The 15,634-nt window shown below is 67.6% G+C and carries 12 protein-coding genes; 4 read left to right on the top strand and 8 right to left on the bottom strand.

Features of this window, described 5'->3' with window-relative positions; translation table 11 throughout:
- Positions 1-86: 86 nt before the first annotated feature.
- The 6 genes from EAH76_RS11645 to EAH76_RS11620 all read right to left on the bottom strand — a co-directional run bounded on the left by EAH76_RS11645 (position 87) and on the right by EAH76_RS11620 (position 8,424).
- The gene (locus tag EAH76_RS11645) at positions 87-2,726 is read right to left on the bottom strand and encodes a sensor histidine kinase (RefSeq protein WP_140850328.1); all 2,640 of its coding nucleotides are present in this window, start codon (positions 2,724-2,726) and stop codon (positions 87-89) included.
- Between the two features lie 133 nt (positions 2,727-2,859).
- Positions 2,860-3,459, bottom strand: a complete 600-nt coding sequence (kdpC, locus tag EAH76_RS11640) for a potassium-transporting ATPase subunit KdpC (protein ID WP_140850327.1) — start codon at positions 3,457-3,459, stop codon at positions 2,860-2,862.
- A gap of 10 nt (positions 3,460-3,469) precedes the next feature.
- Positions 3,470-5,497: a potassium-transporting ATPase subunit KdpB gene (gene kdpB, locus EAH76_RS11635; protein ID WP_140850326.1), complete on the bottom strand. Its 2,028-nt coding sequence runs from the start codon at positions 5,495-5,497 to the stop codon at positions 3,470-3,472.
- 14 nt (positions 5,498-5,511) lie between these two features.
- Entirely contained in the window at positions 5,512-7,203 is a 1,692-nt protein-coding gene (kdpA, locus tag EAH76_RS11630) for a potassium-transporting ATPase subunit KdpA (RefSeq protein ID WP_140850325.1), read from the bottom strand.
- Between the two features lie 13 nt (positions 7,204-7,216).
- Positions 7,217-7,306, bottom strand: a complete 90-nt coding sequence (locus tag EAH76_RS11625; RefSeq protein ID WP_081476845.1) for a potassium-transporting ATPase subunit F — start codon at positions 7,304-7,306, stop codon at positions 7,217-7,219.
- A gap of 107 nt (positions 7,307-7,413) precedes the next feature.
- A complete protein-coding gene (locus EAH76_RS11620) occupies positions 7,414-8,424 on the bottom strand; it encodes a S1/P1 nuclease (protein WP_140850324.1) in 1,011 nt (336 codons plus the stop codon).
- Between the two features lie 164 nt (positions 8,425-8,588).
- On the opposite strand from EAH76_RS11620, the gene EAH76_RS11615 reads away from it, so the two are divergent.
- On the top strand, positions 8,589-9,041 hold the full coding sequence (locus EAH76_RS11615) for a MaoC family dehydratase (RefSeq protein ID WP_140850323.1): 453 nt from the start codon (positions 8,589-8,591) through the stop codon (positions 9,039-9,041).
- Positions 9,038-9,928, top strand: coding sequence for an HpcH/HpaI aldolase/citrate lyase family protein (locus EAH76_RS11610; protein ID WP_140850322.1), 891 nt, complete (start codon positions 9,038-9,040; stop codon positions 9,926-9,928). Before EAH76_RS11615 ends, EAH76_RS11610 begins: the two co-directional genes overlap by 4 nt.
- 161 nt (positions 9,929-10,089) lie before the next feature.
- Here the strand turns inward: EAH76_RS11610 and EAH76_RS11605 are convergent, their stop codons facing one another.
- Positions 10,090-10,857, bottom strand: coding sequence for a FadR/GntR family transcriptional regulator (locus EAH76_RS11605; RefSeq protein ID WP_140850321.1), 768 nt, complete (start codon positions 10,855-10,857; stop codon positions 10,090-10,092).
- Positions 10,858-11,082: 225 nt separating this feature from the next.
- Here EAH76_RS11605 and EAH76_RS11600 point away from each other — a divergent pair, with 225 nt between their 5' ends.
- Both EAH76_RS11600 and EAH76_RS11595 read left to right on the top strand, forming a co-directional pair.
- Positions 11,083-12,336: an MFS transporter gene (locus EAH76_RS11600; protein ID WP_140850320.1), complete on the top strand. Its 1,254-nt coding sequence runs from the start codon at positions 11,083-11,085 to the stop codon at positions 12,334-12,336.
- Positions 12,333-14,717 carry a TIM-barrel domain-containing protein gene (locus EAH76_RS11595; RefSeq protein ID WP_140850319.1) on the top strand — a complete coding sequence of 795 codons (2,385 nt, stop codon included), beginning with the start codon at positions 12,333-12,335 and terminating at the stop codon, positions 14,715-14,717. Before EAH76_RS11600 ends, EAH76_RS11595 begins: the two co-directional genes overlap by 4 nt.
- Positions 14,718-14,798: 81 nt before the next feature.
- Here the strand turns inward: EAH76_RS11595 and EAH76_RS11590 are convergent, their stop codons facing one another.
- Complete coding sequence (locus tag EAH76_RS11590) at positions 14,799-15,470, bottom strand: outer membrane protein (RefSeq protein WP_140850318.1); 672 nt, start codon at positions 15,468-15,470, stop codon at positions 14,799-14,801.
- Between the last annotated feature and the right edge of the window lie 164 nt (positions 15,471-15,634).

The following is a 15,634-nucleotide window of genomic DNA, read 5'->3' as shown; positions in this document are numbered from 1 at the left end:
GTGCTGCGAGCGGTGCGGCCGGCAGCTCAAAGGGGGCGCGTGCGGAGGGGTGGGCCCCGGCGCAAGGCCGGGGTGACGAAGGTGGGTCATTCGCTACCCGTACGCCGGATCAGCGCATTCGGCCACGCCACGACGAACGCCGAGCCCCCCTGCTCGCGATTGGCCGCGCTCACGCTGAGCCCCATCGCATGCGCGAACCCCTGAACGATCGCCAGACCAAGCCCCGTCCCGCCGCTGCGGTCATCGCCATCAACCCGCGTAAAGCGGTCGAACAGATGCGCCTCGCCGCCGATCGGCAGGCCCGGTCCCTGATCGAGCACGCCTAGCGTCAGCCCGTCGGGCGTTCGCCGCCCCTCGATCACGATATCGGTATCGGGCGGGGCGAACTTGGCGGCATTGCCGAGCAGGTTGATCAGCACGTGATGCAGCATCCGCGGGTCGGCCTCGACCAACGGCAGCGTCGGTGGCACGTCGAGCACCAGCCGGTGCCGTGCCAGCTCGGCGCGCAGATCACGCGCGGCGGCGGCGACGGCGTCGGTCAGGTCGGTCGCCTCGCGCTTGACGACGAGCGCCCCCGCTTCGATCCGCGTCATCTCGACCAGATCGTCGAACACCCGCCGCAACCGCCGCGCCTCGCTCTTGAGCGTCGCGGTGGCGGGGGAGGCCCCGTGCGCGACCGCGAGTTCGTCGGCGGCGGCAACGACCGCGGTCAGCGGCGTCTTGAGATCGTGCCCGATCGACGAGAGCAAGGTCGCGCGCAGATCGTCGCGTTGCTTGAGCGCATTCACCTCCCGCGCCTGCGCCTCGAGCTGCAGCCGTTCATGCGCCAGCGCGGCCTGGCCGACGAGCGTCGCGAACAGCACGCGCTTGTCGGCGGGGATCGGGTCGCCGCCTTCGCGTGCGACCCCCAGCACGCCGAGCACGCCAAGCGCGGTCTTCAGCGGGTGGAACTGCCACTCGCTCGCGGTGAGCGTGCCGCTGTCGCGCCCGGTGACTTCGCCACGGTCGAACGCCCATTCGGCGGCGGCGGTGTCGATCGGGCTCAGCTCGACCATCGATGGCGCCGCGGCGATCGCGACATGGCGGCCGTCGCGATTGGCAAGGAGGATCGTCGAAACGCCAAGCAGTGCGGCAATCTCCTCGCACGTTGCCGTCGCGGTGCCATTCTCGTCGGAGACCCCGGCAAGGCGCTGGCCGAACGCGGCAAGCGCGGCATTCTCGGTCGCGGTGCGCGCGCCGACATTGGCTTCGCGCCGCACCTGTCCCGCCAGCTGGCTCGCCACGACCGCGACGATCACGAACACCGTCAGCGTCACGACATTGTGCGGATCGGTGATCGTCAGCGTGTAGAGCGGCGGCAGGAAGAAGAAATTGTAGGCGAGCGCCGCGCCGACGCTCGCGATCAGCGACGAGCGCAGGCCGTACAGCGTCGCGGTCGCGATCACCGGCAGCAGATAGAGCAGGTCGATCGCATCCGCCCCGACCACCGGCAGCAGCAATTGCGACAGAGCGGTGCTGGCGGCAACGAAGGCGAGCCCGATAGCGCTGCCACGCGCCAGGATCGGACGCGTCGTCGGCGTTTCGCGCCGCGTCTCGCTGGCCTCAGCAACGGGGACGACGTGGATCGCGACGCCATCGAGCGCGCGCACCAGCCGATCGACCACCGATCCGTGGCGCAGCTCGAACCACCACGACCGCCGCGACTTGCCGATCACGACCGCGGTCGCGCGCGCCTCGCGGATGTGCGCGCACAGCCCCTCGAGTACGCTGCCCGCGGGTACCGTCGCGATCGTCGCGCCGAGCCCGGTCGCGAGGTCGAGCGCCGCGGCCATCCGCGCGCGGGCCGGTGCGGAGAGCGTGGCGGAGCGCGGCGTTTCCACCACGACCGCGGTCCAGCTCGCATGCAGTGCATCGGCGAGCCGCTTGGCCGAGCGGATCAGCACGTCGCTCCCCGGCTGGTCGCCGACCGCGACGACGAGCCGCTCGCCACCCGCCCAGGTGCCGCTCTCGCCGAGGCTAGCCACGTGATCGAGCAGATGCCGGTCGACGGTCTGCGCGGCGCGGCGCAGCGCCAGTTCGCGCAACGCCGACAGGTTCGATTTGGAAAAGAAATGGCCGAGCGCACGCGTCGCCTCGGCCGGGATATAGACCTTGCCCTCCTTCAGCCGCGCGATCAGCTCGTCGGGGGGGACGTCGACGACTTCGATCTCGGCATCGTCGAGCACCGCATCGGGCACCGTCTCGCGCACGCGAACGCGGGTGAACCCGGCGACGACGTCGTTGAGGCTCTCGACATGCTGGATGTTGAGCGTGCTGAGCACGTCGATGCCGGCCTCGCGCAGCTCCTCGATATCCTGCCAGCGTTTCGGGTGGCGGCTGCCCGGCGCATTGGTGTGCGCAAACTCGTCGATCAGCGCGACCTTGGGGTGCCGCGCGAGCATCGCGTCGAGGTCGAACTCTTCGAGCGTATGCGCGCCATGCTCGATCTTCGCGCGCGGCAGGATCTCGAACGGGGCGGTGAGCCGGTCGGTGTCGGCGCGGCCGTGCGTCTCGATCACGCCGGCGACGACATCGGTGCCGCTGCGGAGTAGTTCGGCGCCCTCGCGCAGCATCTCGAAGGTCTTGCCGACGCCTGGGGCCGCGCCGAGGAAGATCTTGAGGCGACCGCGCCCCTCGCGCCGGGCGGCTTTCAACAGCGCGTCGGGGGAGGGGCGGGTGTCGTTCATCGCACGCGCCCCTCCGTCACCCCGGACTTGTTCCGGGGTCCACTGTGCCGCGCGCGCAGCAGTTGCAGCATGCGCGGCACGGTGGACCCCGGGACGAGCCCGGGGTGACGGTTGGAGGAGGAGCGCGCCAGGATCATTTCCCCGGCGTGGTAGCGGAAAGCGTAGCGAGCTGTCGATTGAGCAGCAGGACATTGACATGGGGCTCGCCGATAATGCCGAGCAACGGCGCCTCGATCTGCGCGGTGATGAGGGACTTAACCTTGGCGACATCCAGCCCACGCGCCTTTGCGACGCGCGGAGCCTGCAAAAAAGCCGCCTCGGGGCTCAGATCGGGATCGAGCCCCGAGGCGCTAGTGGTGACCAGGTCGGCGGGTAGATCCCCGGTCATCCCTTCCGCCCGCGCGCTCGAAACGCGCTTGGCGATGGCATCGCGCAGGTCCTTCGAACCCGGCGCTAGGTTGGTCGCGGCCGACGAACTTGCATCGTAGCCATCCTTGCCGGCGGCAGAGGGACGCGGATGGAAGGTGGTCGGGCCCGTGAAATTCTGCGCGATCAGCGCGGAGCCGATCGGCTGCCCGTGTACGTCGCTCAGGACGCTGCCATTGGCCTTCACCGGCAGCGCGACCTGCGCGATGCCGGTGATCACGGCGGGGTAGAGCAGGCCGGTCACGATCGTGACCAGCACGAGCAGGACGACGGTCGGGCGCAGCGCGCGAAAGGTTTCGGTCAACATCTGAGGATCCTCAAGCAAGGTGCAAAGCGGCGACGACGAGGTCGATCGCCTTGATGCCGATGAACGGCGCGATCAGCCCGCCGACGCCGTAAATGGCGAGGTTGCGCGCGAGCAGCGTGCCGGCCGGAGCAGGGCGGTACTTCACGCCCTTGAGCGCCAGCGGCACCAGCGCCGGGATGATCAGCGCGTTGAAGATGATCGCCGACAGGATCGCGCTTTCGGGGCTCGCGAGCCGCATCACGTTCAACCCGCCCAATCCCGGATAGAGCGCGACGAAGATTGCCGGCAGGATCGCGAAATATTTGGCGACGTCGTTCGAGATCGAGAAGGTGGTCAGCGCGCCGCGCGTCATCAGCAGCTGCTTGCCGAGCCCGACGATCTCGATCAGCTTGGTCGGATCGCTGTCGAGATCGACCATGTTGCCCGCCTCGCGAGCGGCCTGCGTGCCGGTGTTCATCGCGACGCCGACGTCCGACTGGGCAAGGGCGGGGGCGTCGTTGGTGCCATCGCCGCACATCGCGACGAGCTTGCCGCCTTCCTGCTCCTTGCGGATCAGGGCGAGCTTGTCCTCGGGGGTCGCCTCGGCGAGGAAGTCGTCGACTCCGCTTTCGGCGGCGATGCTGGCGGCGGTGAGCGGGTTGTCGCCGGTGATCATCACCGTGCGGATGCCCATCCGGCGTAGCTCGCCGAAGCGCTCGCGGATGCCGGCCTTGACGATGTCCTTGAGCTGGACGACGCCGAGCAGGCGATTGCCATCGGCGACCGCGAGCGGGGTGGCACCGCCGCGCGCGATCTCGTCGGCGATCTTCCGAAGCGCGTCGGCATTGGGCGCATCGGGGAGCCGCTTGAGGATCGCGTCGACCGCGCCCTTGACGAGCGCGCGGTCGCCGATCTGGAGACCCGACACGCGAGTCTGCGAGGTGAATTTGATCTCCTCCGCACCCGCCGGCATCGCGACGGCGGCGCTGCCGTCCTGGTTGGCGAGCACGACGATCGAGCGACCCTCGGGCGTCTCGTCCGACAGGCTGGCGAGGCGCGCGGCGGCGGTCAGCTCGGCGACCGTCACGCCGGGGACGGGGAGGAAGGCGGTCGCCTGGCGATCGCCGATCGTGATCGTACCGGTCTTGTCGAGGAGCAGCGTGTCGATGTCGCCCGCGGCTTCCACCGCGCGGCCCGACTTGGCGAGCACGTTGAAGCGCACCAGCCGGTCCATGCCGGCAATGCCGATCGCCGACAGCAGTGCCGAAATCGTCGTCGGGATCAGCGTGACGAACAAGGCGACGAGCACCGGAATGGCGAGCATCCCGCCGGCATAGGAGGCGAACGCCGGCAAGGTGCCGACCGCGATCAGGAAGATCAGCGTCAGGCCGGCGAGCAGGATCGTCAGCGCGATCTCGTTCGGCGTCTTCTGGCGCTGCGCACCCTCGACCAACGCGATCATGCGGTCGAGAAAGCCTTGGCCGGCGCCTGCGGTCACGCGCACCGTAATCGCATCGGCGATGACGCGCGTTCCCGCGGTGACAGCGGAACGGTCGCCACCGCCTTCGCGGATCACCGGCGCGCTCTCGCCGGTGATCGCGGCTTCGTTGACCGAGGCCACGCCGGCGATGACTTCGCCGTCAGCGGGTACGAGGTCGCCGGTCTCGACCAGCACCTCGTCGCCGACCTGCAGGCTGGTCGCATCGACCATCTCCCAGGCGCCCGCCACGCCGATCAGCTTCTTGGCGCGGAGCTCGGCCTTGGTGGCGCGCAGCGAGGCAGCCTGCGCCTTGCCGCGCCCTTCGGCGAGCGCCTCGGCGACGTTGCCGAACAGCACCGTCAGCCACAGCCAGACGACCAACTGGCCCTCGAATACCGGATGGCCGGTGCCGGTGACCAGGCCCTTGACGAGCAGGACGGTGGAGAGGCTCGCGACGATCGCGGTGACGAACATCACCGGGGTCTTGATCAGCTTGCGCGGATCGAGCTTGAAGACGGCATCCCGGGCCGCTGCGGCAAGCAGCGGGCCGGTGAAGAGCGAAGCGTTCTGGTTTGCCATGGGGCTATGACCTTTTAGAGCAAGGTGCCGGCGGCGACTTGTGCCTGGTCCGCAATCGGACCGAGCGCGAGCGCGGGCAGGAAGGTGAGGCCACCGACGATCACGATGATCGCCGCGAGCAGGCCGATCCACAGCAGCCCGGTGGTCGGGAACGACCCCGCGCCCTCGGGCACGCGACGCTTGGCGGCGAGGCCCCCGGCGATCGCGAGGACGGGCAGGATCACCCCGAAGCGACCGACGAACATGTCGAGCGCGAGCAGCAGATTGTAGAACGGCGTGTTGCCGCTCAGGCCACCGAACGCCGAGCCGTTATTGGCCGCACCCGAGGTGAAGGCGTAGAGGATCTCGCTGAACCCGTGTGCGCCCTTGGCGGCCGGACCGGCAAGCCCCGCGCCGGTGATGCACGCGACCGCGGTCAGCCCGAGGATCGCGAGCGGCGGGATGGCGATGGCAATCACTGCCAGCTTCATCTCGCGCGATTCGATCTTCTTGCCGACATATTCAGGTGTGCGTCCGACCATCAGCCCGGCAATGAACACCGCGAGGATGCAGTAGATCAGCACCGCATAGAGCCCCGAGCCGACGCCACCGATGACGAGTTCGCCCAGCTGCATGTTGAACAGCGGCACCAGACCGCCGATCGCGGTGAAGCTGTCGTGCATGCCGATGACAGCACCACACGACGTGGCGGTGGTGACGACCGCGAACAGCGCGGTCGCGGCGATGCCGAAGCGGACTTCCTTGCCCTCCATATTGCCCCCGGCGACGCCGAGCGCGTGATGGATCGGGTTGCCCGCGGCTTCTGCGCCGTAAGCGACTGCGACACCGGCGATGAAGAGCAGCAGCATCGCCGCGAGGATCGCCCAGCCCTGGCGGACATTACCGACCGCCTTGCCGAAGGTGAGCGTCAGGCCAGCGCCGAGCACGAAGATCGACAGCATCTGCAGGAAGTTGTTGAGCGCAGTCGGGTTTTCGAACGGATGCGCGGAGTTGGCATTGAAGAAGCCGCCGCCATTGGTGCCGAGCATCTTGATCGCAAGCTGCGACGCGACCGGGCCGACCGCGATGGTCTGCTTGGCGCCTTCGATCGTCGTGGCGACGACCGACGGCCCGAAGGTCTGCGGAACGCCCATCACGACATAGACGAGCGCCAGCACGACCGAGATCGGGAGCAGCAGGTACAGCGTGGCGCGCGTCACATCGACCCAGAAATTGCCGATGCCCGAAGCCTGCTTGCGGGCAAAGCCGCGGATGAAGGCGAAGGCGACGGCGATCCCGACCGCGGCCGACAGGAAGTTCTGCACCGTCAGCCCTGCCATCTGGCTGAGGTTCGACAGCGACGATTCGCCGCCGTAATTCTGCCAGTTGGTGTTGGTGACGAAGCTGACCGCAGTGTTGAACGCGAGCAACGTCTCCATGCCCCCGAACCCTTGCGGGTTCATCGGCAGAACGCCCTGCAGCTTGAGGATCGCGAACAGCAAGGCAATGCCGCCGAGGTTGAACACCATCAGCGAGACGGCATACCCGACCCAGCTCTGCTCGGCCTTGGGATCGATCCCGGCGAGTTTGTAGAAGCCGCGTTCGACGAAGCCCAAGGGCAGCGTCTCGCGGGCATAAAGGGCGTGCATCCAGGCGCCCGCTGGCTTGGCCAGCGCGACGATCAGCACGACGAAGAGGAGAATCATGCTCCAGCCGGCAAAGGTCATGGTGCCGCGCTCCTCAATACCGCTCGGGCTGTGCGAGCACAGCGAGCAGGTAGATCAGGACTAAGACGGCAACGATGCCGCCAAGGATAAGGTCGAAGGACATGGAGAGCCCGCCTGTTATGGTTTCAGGCGGCCCGCTTGGACCCGAGGCGCATTAGCGCGCGCGAGGGATAGAAGGCGCGGAGCGTAAAGTCCGCGTAAAGTGTGCCGTCAGCCGGGCTGCGTCGAATTGCGCACCGGGCCGGCATAAGCGGGGTCGAGCGCAAGGTTGAGCAGATGCGCGAGCCGGAAGCCGGCGTGCCGCACGCGCTCCTGCACCACTTCATCGAAGCGCTGGAGATAGGCCTGGTCGATCGCCTGGAGGCGCTTGGGCGCGCCAGCCGGCCGCGTCGCGTCGGTCGGCGAATAGCGGCAGGTGTCATCGACCTGGGTGCAATAGAGGATCTCGGGCGATCGCGTGATCTGGAACGATTCGTTCGCCCACGGCACGGGATCGGTCCCGACCATGGCCTGCTCCTCGGCCAACGTGGTGTTCGCCTGCAGCGTATCGACCGCGCGATAGGTGATCGTATAGGCGCTCCAGCTCTTCTTATAATCGGCACGCTTGCGCACGCGCTCGAACATCCCCGCCTCGAGCAGGCAATTGTCCCAGATCGCGTGGAGATTGTCGGGCCGATATTTCGACGTCCCGCATTTGCCGGCAAGCTTGGCGTCGATGCCGTTGCCGCCGCGATCGTCGGCGAACGACACGTGGAGCGGCTGGTGGATGTCGCCGATCCAATGGCCGATCGCCATCAGCGCGAACACGCGGTCTTCGCGCGACCGGCTGCGATCCTTGAGCACAGCGAGATCGCGCGTGATGCCGGCGAGGATGCATTCGCCGGTGCCGGGACAGGCCGGATCGCCGATCGCGGTCACGCTGCGCGCGACATTGATGAAATGGTCGTCGGGATGGCGGCGCGGCAGGACATCCTCTTCGAGGCAGCCATAATTGAACGAGCTATAATGCTCGTCGGGCATCCGGCCCTTGCCGGGCACGGTGATCCCGCCATGCTTGCTTTGCAGCAACTCGCCGATCGCTGCGCGCGTCGTCGGGGTGAGGTTGCGATAGGCGAGATCGCATACCGTCAGATGGCCGACCTTGCCCCACGCCTGCGCCTTGGCGGGAAGCAGCAGGATGGCAGCGACACAGAGCGCGAACAGCATGGCAATACGGTGCATGACGACCCCTCGGTTCGTCGGGCCGACGGCGCCGGCTCGGATGCAGGCCAACTATAACAGAAACCGGGCGATTCGGCATGATCCAATCTTCGCCACCGCGGGTGCGTTGACAGGCGACCGCCCATCGATGGTAAGGCGGCGGCACAGAAAAAAGGCGGAGCGTGATGGCAGGATTGTGGTTCGAGGAATTGCAGGTCGGGCAGACCTTCGCCCATGCGATCCGGCGGACGGTGACCGAGACCGACAATCTGCTTTTCTCGACGCTGACGCATAACCCCGCGCAGCTGCATCTCGATGCCGAATATATGAAGGACAGCGACTATGGTCGCATCATCGTCAATTCGACCTTCACCTTGGGGCTGATGGTCGGCGTGTCGGTCGGCGACACGACGCTCGGCACCGCGGTCGCCAATCTCGGCTGGGACGAGGTGCGTTTTCCCGCCCCCGTCTTCATCGGCGACACGCTGCGGATCGAGACCGAGGTCGCCGAGCTGCGCGAATCCAAGTCGCGGCCCAATGCCGGGATCGTGACCTTCCTCCACCGTGCCTACAATCAGCGCGACGAACTCGTCGCCTCCTGCAAGCGCTCGGGCCTGCAGCGGCGGCGGCCGGCATGACGCCGTTGCGCTCCTGGCTGTTCATTCCTGGCGACAGCGAAAAGAAGCTCGGCAAGGTCGATGATTGCGGCGCCGATGCGGTGATCCTCGATCTCGAGGATTCGGTCGCGGCGGCGAACAAGCCCGCAGGCCGCGCGCTGGTCGCAGCCTTTGTCGGCGCGCGCCCGCGCGGGGCCCGTGCGTGCCAGTTGTGGGTGCGGATCAACCCGTTCGACAGTGGCCTCGCACTCGAAGATCTGGTCGCGGTGGTCGGCGCCGCGCCCGACGGGATCATGCTGCCCAAATGCGACGGGCCGGACGACATCCGTCGGCTATCGCATTATCTCGACGCGCTCGAGGCGCAGGCCGGCGTCGCGCCGGGATCGATCAAGATCGTGCCGGTCGCGACCGAAACCGCCGCGGCCCCGTTCACGCTCGGCGCTTATGCGGGGGCGGGGCTCGATCGCCTGCTCGGTCTAACCTGGGGCGCCGAGGATCTGTCCGCCGCGCTCGGCGCGAGCAGCAATCTCGATTCCGCAGGCGGCTGGGCACTGACCTATCGCCTGGTGCGCTCGCTCACCCTGCTCGGCGCGAAGGCGGCGGGGGTGCAGGCGATCGACACCCTCTATGTCGATTTCCGCGACGAAGCGGGCCTGCGCGACAGCTCGCGCGCGGCACGGGCGGAGGGCTTTACCGGCCGGCTGGCGATCCATCCGGCGCAAGTCGCCGCGATCAATGCGAGCTTCATGCCGTCGCCCGAAGAGATTGCGCACGCCGAACGGATCGTCGCGGCCTTCGCAGCGGCGTCGGGAGTGGGGACGGTCGGGCTCGATGGGCGGATGGTCGATCTGCCGCATTTGAAGCAGGCCGAGGGTCTGCTCGCATTGGCGGCCGCCTATACGCGCTAGGGTCCGACGATCGGACCCCCGTCACCTCGGCCTTGTGCCGGGGCCCAGCGTGCCGCGAACGCAGCCGGCGTAGTGCTGGGCATCCTGGTAGCTCCCGGCACAAGGCCGGGGGGACGGTAAAGATAGGTGGCACGCAATCGCGTCGTGCGGCGTTCCGGCCGTCAGCCCGAGCTCGCCACCGCCACCTTGTCGCGGAAGCGCCGCCGCTTGGCATCGACATCCGCACGCGCGCGCTCGATCGCCTCGACTTCGGTCGCCTCGAGCAGGGCATCGATGACGCGGCCGAGATGCTCCCACATCGCATTGTGCGCGCGGCTGGCATCGCCCGAGGCGAGCGCCTCGACGATCCGCAGATGCTCCGACTGGCGCGGTGCGACACCCGCTGCGCGCACCTTCTCGGTCAGCAGCTTGTATTGCGGCGAGCGGCTGCGCGTGTCCCACAGCATCGCCACCGTCATCTCGAGTGCGCTGTTGCCGGTGGCGCGCGCGATCTCAAGGTGGAACTCGCGGTCGGCGACTTCGGCGGTGACGAGATCGGCATTCTCCATCTCGACCACCAGCGTGCGCAGCCGTGCGATCCGCTCTGCGTCGATCTGTTCCGCGGCGAGCCCGGCGACCTGCGATTCGATCAGCCGTCGCGCCTCGAGCAGCTCGAACCCGCCGACATCGGTTTCGGCAAGCACCCCGCCCGCCGGTTGCAGCGCCGCGACATAGACGCCCGAATTGGTCCGCACCTCGACCATGCCATCGACCTCGAGCGCGATGATCGCCTCACGCACGGTCGGGCGCGACACCTTGTAGTGCAAGGCGAGGTCGCGCTCCGACGGCAACCGGTCGCCGATCGCATAGCGTCCGCTCGCGAGGGCGGCGCGGACGTCGGATGCGACCCGTTCATAGAGCCTGGTCACGCGGCGCGGCTGGTCAGTCATTGCCAGATCGTGGCCGAGCTTTGCCAGGAGCGCAATATGTGCAGCATCTTAACCCACCGTTTCTTCCCTGGCCAATTTGGCCTTACCACCATCGACAGAGCGCCGTCACCTGTTTAGCATCGTCACAAATCGTCGGAGAGGACGCACCGTGCAGGATCAGGACGCCCGCGTCATCGCCACAGCGCCGTGGGGGAGCGTATGCGACACGATGGGGAGCGGGTGCGCGTGAAGATCCGTCATCTGCGCTGGTGGATCGTCGGTCTGATCTGCGTCGGCACGATCGCCAATTATCTCGCGCGCAATTCACTCGGCGTGCTCGCGCCGCAGCTGAAGGCGAGCTTCGCGATGTCGACGCAGCAATACAGCTATGTCGTCGGCGCGTTCCAGCTCGCTTATACCGTGATGCAGCCGATTGCCGGCTATATCGTCGATCATTTCGGGCTGCGCGCGGGGTTCGCCTTTTTCGGCGTCGCCTGGTCGGCAGCGAACATGCTGAGCGCGCTGGCGGGCGGCTGGCTGAGTCTCGCTTTCTTCCGCGCCTTGCTCGGCATGAGCGAAGCAGCGGCGATCCCCTCGGGGATGAAGGCGATCGCCGAATGGTTTCCAGCGCGCGAGCGTTCGGTCGCGACGGGCTGGTTCAACGCCGGCACTTCGCTCGGCGCGCTGATCGCGCCGCCGATCGTCGTCGCGGTGACGCTCTGGGGGGATTGGCGACTGGCCTTCGTCGTGACCGGTGCGGTCGGGCTGGTCTGGGCGGGCGCGTGGTATGCGTTCTATCGCTCGCCGGGCGACCACCCGTCGATCACGCCGGAAGAACGCGCGCTGATCGCCGAGGACCGCCCGTTGGTGCCGTCGCGCCGCGCGAGCGCGAAGGAGATTCTGGGCAGCGCGAAATTCTGGGTGATCGCGGTGCCGCGCTTCCTCGCCGAGCCGGCATGGCAGACCTTCAGCTTCTGGATCCCGCTCTATCTCGCCACCGAGCGCGGCATGGATCTCAAGCAGATCGCCTTGTTTGCGTGGCTGCCTTTCCTCGCCGCCGATCTCGGCGGGGTGCTCGGCGGCTATCTCTCGCCCTTCTTCATCAAGCATTTCGGGATGCGGCTGATCCCGTCGCGCGTGCTCGGTATCAGCCTGGCCGCGGTGTTGATGATCGCGCCGGGCTGTATCGGCCTCGCCGCCAGCCCCTACACCGCGATCGCGCTGTTCTGCATTGGCGGGTTTGCGCACCAGATGATCTCGGTGCTGATCAACACGCTCTCGGCCGATGTCTTCACGCCCGAGGAAGTCGGCACTGCCAACGGTTTCGTCGGGCAGGCGGGGTGGATCGGCGGGCTGCTCTTCTCGCTGCTGATCGGCCAGCTTGCCGACAGCATCGGCTATGCGCCGCTGTTCGGTGCGCTCGCCGTGTTCGATCTGATCGGCGCTGTGGTGCTGATCGTCTTTGTCCATCGTCTGACCCTGCCGGAGGCCCGCATATGAGACGCGCCACGATCGCCAACCCCCCGCTCTTCGCGCTGACCGAGCGTACGCGTGGCCGGATCACGCTCACCGCCGATACCGGCGCGGTGGCGCATCTGTTCGTGCTCGAGGACGATATCGTGCGGCTGTTGCTGCTCGCGGACGGGATGGTGACGAGCCCGCCGAGCTGGGCGATCGCCGCCGGGGCCGAGGATATCGAAGAGCCGGGGCGCGACCGGATGGACGTCGCGGGCTTCGCCTGCCCCGAGGCTTCGGTCGAGGAGACTGAGGGCAAGCTCATCATCGCGACCGCACAGATTCGCGTGACCATCGCCCTGCATGGCTTGCACTGCACATGGGAGCAGTATGACGGCGCCGCATGGCAGCCGATGGCCGCCGACCGCCCGACCCAGGCTTATGACTTCGGCTGGTGGGATGGTCGCGCGCACCATTATCTCGAGCGCCGCGCGGGTGAGCGCCATTATGCGCTCGGCGAGCGCGCGGGCGCGATGGACCGCACTGGCCGCCGCTTCCGGCTGACCAGCCTCGACCCGATGGGCTACGACGCCGAGCATAGCGACCCGCTCTACAAGTCGATACCCTATGTCCTGGTCGCCGACAGCGCCGGCCGCTGCCACGGCGAATTCCACGACACGCTCGCGCGCGTGACCTATGATTTCGGGCGCGAGCTCGACAATTATCACGGGGCCTATCGCCACGTCGTCGCCGACCATGGCGACGTCGACCTGTGGATGATCGCCGGCCCCGATCCGCTCGCGGTGACCAAGCGCTTCACTTGGCTGACCGGGCGCCCGGCGCTGATGCCGGCCTGGTCGCTCGGCTATTCGGGCTCGACAATGACCTATACCGACGCGCCCGATGCCGCGGTGCAGATGCAGACCTTCACCGCCAAGCTCGCCGAGCATGACATCGGCTGCACGTCGTTCCATTTGTCGTCGGGCTACACCTCGATCGGCGACAAGCGCTACGTGTTCCACTGGAACCGCACCAAGTTTCCAGATCCGGCGGCATTCGTCAAAAGCTATGCCGATGTCGGTGTCCGGTTTGTCCCGAACATCAAGCCGGCGATGCTGCTCGACCATCCGCTGATCGACGATGTCCGGGCGGGCGGGCTGTTGGTCGCCGACGCGGATGGCGTGGAGACTCAAGCGCAATTCTGGGATGCGCCCGGCGTCTATCTCGACTTCACCAACCCAGCGACCGCGACCTGGTGGAAGGGGCAGGTAACCACGGCGCTGCTCGACACCGGCATCGAAGCGACGTGGAACGACAATAACGAATATGAAGTCTGGGACGCGCGCGCGCGGATCCACGGCTTCGGCACCCCGCGCGCGGCGGCGGAGGCACTGCCGCTCCAGGCGCTGCTGATGATGCGCGCATCGCGCGCCGCGCAGGTCGCCCATGCGCCGGGCAGGCGGCCCTATGTCGTGACCCGTTCGGGCATGACCGGCCTGCAACGCTACGCACAGACCTGGTCGGGCGACAATCGCACCGACTGGAAGACGCTGCGCTACAATCTCAAGATGGGGTTGGGGCTGGCGCTGTCGGGCATTTCGAACAGCGGGCACGATGTCGGCGGATTCGCCGGGCCGCCGCCCGACGCCGAACTGCTGGTCCGCTGGGTCCAGGCGGGCGTGCTGATGCCGCGTTTCAGCATCCACAGCTGGAACGACGACCGCAGCGTCAACGAGCCGTGGATGTACGCCGACGCGCTCCCGGCGATCCATCGGCTGATGGCGCTGCGGCAAACGCTGCTGCCATTCTTCGGCGATCTCCTGCTGCGCTACAGCCGCGACTTCGCGCCGATCGTCGGACCCGTGTGGCTCGATCATCCTGGCGATGCGGCCGCGTGGATCGACGGCGACGACCATATGCTTGGCCGCGATGTGCTGGCGGCGATCGTTGTGGAACAGGGTGCCGCGACGCGCAGCGTCCAGCTGCCTGGCCACGACGACTGGTACGATGTGTGGAGCGGCACCCGCCATGCCGGGGGAAGCGTGATCGAGGTCGATGCGCCGGTAGCGGGCAACCCGCCGCTGTTCGCGCGCGCCGGCTCGGCGATGCTGGTCGATCTCGCGCGTGGCGGTTTCACCCCCGACCCGCTCGATCGCGGGCTCTGGCTGTTTCCGCCGGCGGGGGCGGGCAGCTTCGTGCTCACCGCGCTCGAGGACGACGAGGCGTGCACCGAACCGCGCGAGTGGCGCGTCGCGGGCCACTGTGCGGACAGCGAGATCGTGCTCGAGGTCAGCGCGAACGACTGGCGCCCGCTGACGATCGTGCTTCCGCAGGGCGACGACCGGACGCTCGTTGTGCCCGGCGCCGTGACGCAAGCGCGTAACGACATCGCCGGCCGCCGCTCGGTGCGGATCGATCGCGCATAGAAAACGGGCGCCCTCTCGTGAGAGCGCCCGTCATCGTAGCGCATGGCGGACGGCGACGCGTCGCCGCCGTCCGACCGGTGCTTACTTGAAGCGGATACCGACGCCGCCCATGATGCGCTGGCGCGAGGTGTGGTCCGAATACTGCGAATAGACATACTGCGCCGAGACATAGAGGCCCGAGAGCGGACCCGAGAAGCGGCTGCCCATGCCGTATTCGACGCCGCCACCGAGCTGATAGCCATCGGTCGAGTAGCGATCGTAGAAGCTCTGGCTGGCGACCGGCGCAGTAAAGCGCTTGCGCTGCTGGTTGTTCACATAGCCGCCCTTACCGAAGACGAGCAGCTGCGGGGTTGCCTGGATGCCCGCACGAACGCCAACGCCCAGTTCCTCGAACGACTTGGTGCACAGCGCGCCGCCCGCGGCACCGGTGCAGTTCTCGCTCCAGTTGTTCGAACGCCAGTAGGTCGCTTCCGGACCGACGACGAAACGCTCGCCCAGCTGGCCGTCAAAGCCAACGGTCGCACCGTAACCGAACTTGTCGCGATGGACGCCCTGCGACTGGAAACGATCGCCGCCGAAATTGCCTTCGATGCGGAAGCCGCGGAAGCTGCCCGAGCCGCTATTGGCTGCTGCCTCGGCCGGAGTGGCCGCGGTCGACTCCTGGGTGGCCATCGGTGCGGCAGTGTCCTGCGCGAGCGCGGGGACCGCCGAGAGGAAGGTTGCTGCGAGCGACGCGGTGATGAACTTGTACATGGCTTGGCCTCTGAAATTGCATTGAGTGGCGGTTTAACCCGATGCAAACCGGAGAGTTCCGCGGGTCCGATGCGATGCTTCGCGCAGTGTGTCCTTCGGGCAACTGTCGTGCCGGGGCCCCTTGCAAACCAAAACGGCGCCTCCTCCCGGAAGCGCCGCCTATC

Origin of the sequence: Sphingomonas glacialis, assembly GCF_006439055.1 — a bacterium.
GTDB classification, from domain to species: domain Bacteria; phylum Pseudomonadota; class Alphaproteobacteria; order Sphingomonadales; family Sphingomonadaceae; genus Sphingomonas; species Sphingomonas glacialis_A.
The sequence above is the reverse complement of the archived record's forward strand: the minus strand, read 5'-3'. Positions and strand labels throughout refer to the sequence as shown.

Coding starts and splice junctions, on each gene's coding strand:
- kdpA (WP_140850325.1), bottom strand. CDS start 7,203: ATGACCTTTGCCGGCTGGAGCATGATTCTCCTCTTCGTCGTGCTGATC.
- EAH76_RS11590 (WP_140850318.1), bottom strand. CDS start 15,470: ATGTACAAGTTCATCACCGCGTCGCTCGCAGCAACCTTCCTCTCGGCG.
- kdpC (WP_140850327.1), bottom strand. CDS start 3,459: ATGTTGACCGAAACCTTTCGCGCGCTGCGCCCGACCGTCGTCCTGCTC.
- EAH76_RS11610 (WP_140850322.1), top strand. CDS start 9,038: ATGACGCCGTTGCGCTCCTGGCTGTTCATTCCTGGCGACAGCGAAAAG.
- EAH76_RS11595 (WP_140850319.1), top strand. CDS start 12,333: ATGAGACGCGCCACGATCGCCAACCCCCCGCTCTTCGCGCTGACCGAG.
- EAH76_RS11645 (WP_140850328.1), bottom strand. CDS start 2,726: ATGAACGACACCCGCCCCTCCCCCGACGCGCTGTTGAAAGCCGCCCGG.
- EAH76_RS11625 (WP_081476845.1), bottom strand. CDS start 7,306: ATGTCCTTCGACCTTATCCTTGGCGGCATCGTTGCCGTCTTAGTCCTG.
- kdpB (WP_140850326.1), bottom strand. CDS start 5,497: ATGGCAAACCAGAACGCTTCGCTCTTCACCGGCCCGCTGCTTGCCGCA.
- EAH76_RS11605 (WP_140850321.1), bottom strand. CDS start 10,857: ATGACTGACCAGCCGCGCCGCGTGACCAGGCTCTATGAACGGGTCGCA.
- EAH76_RS11620 (WP_140850324.1), bottom strand. CDS start 8,424: ATGCACCGTATTGCCATGCTGTTCGCGCTCTGTGTCGCTGCCATCCTG.
- EAH76_RS11615 (WP_140850323.1), top strand. CDS start 8,589: ATGGCAGGATTGTGGTTCGAGGAATTGCAGGTCGGGCAGACCTTCGCC.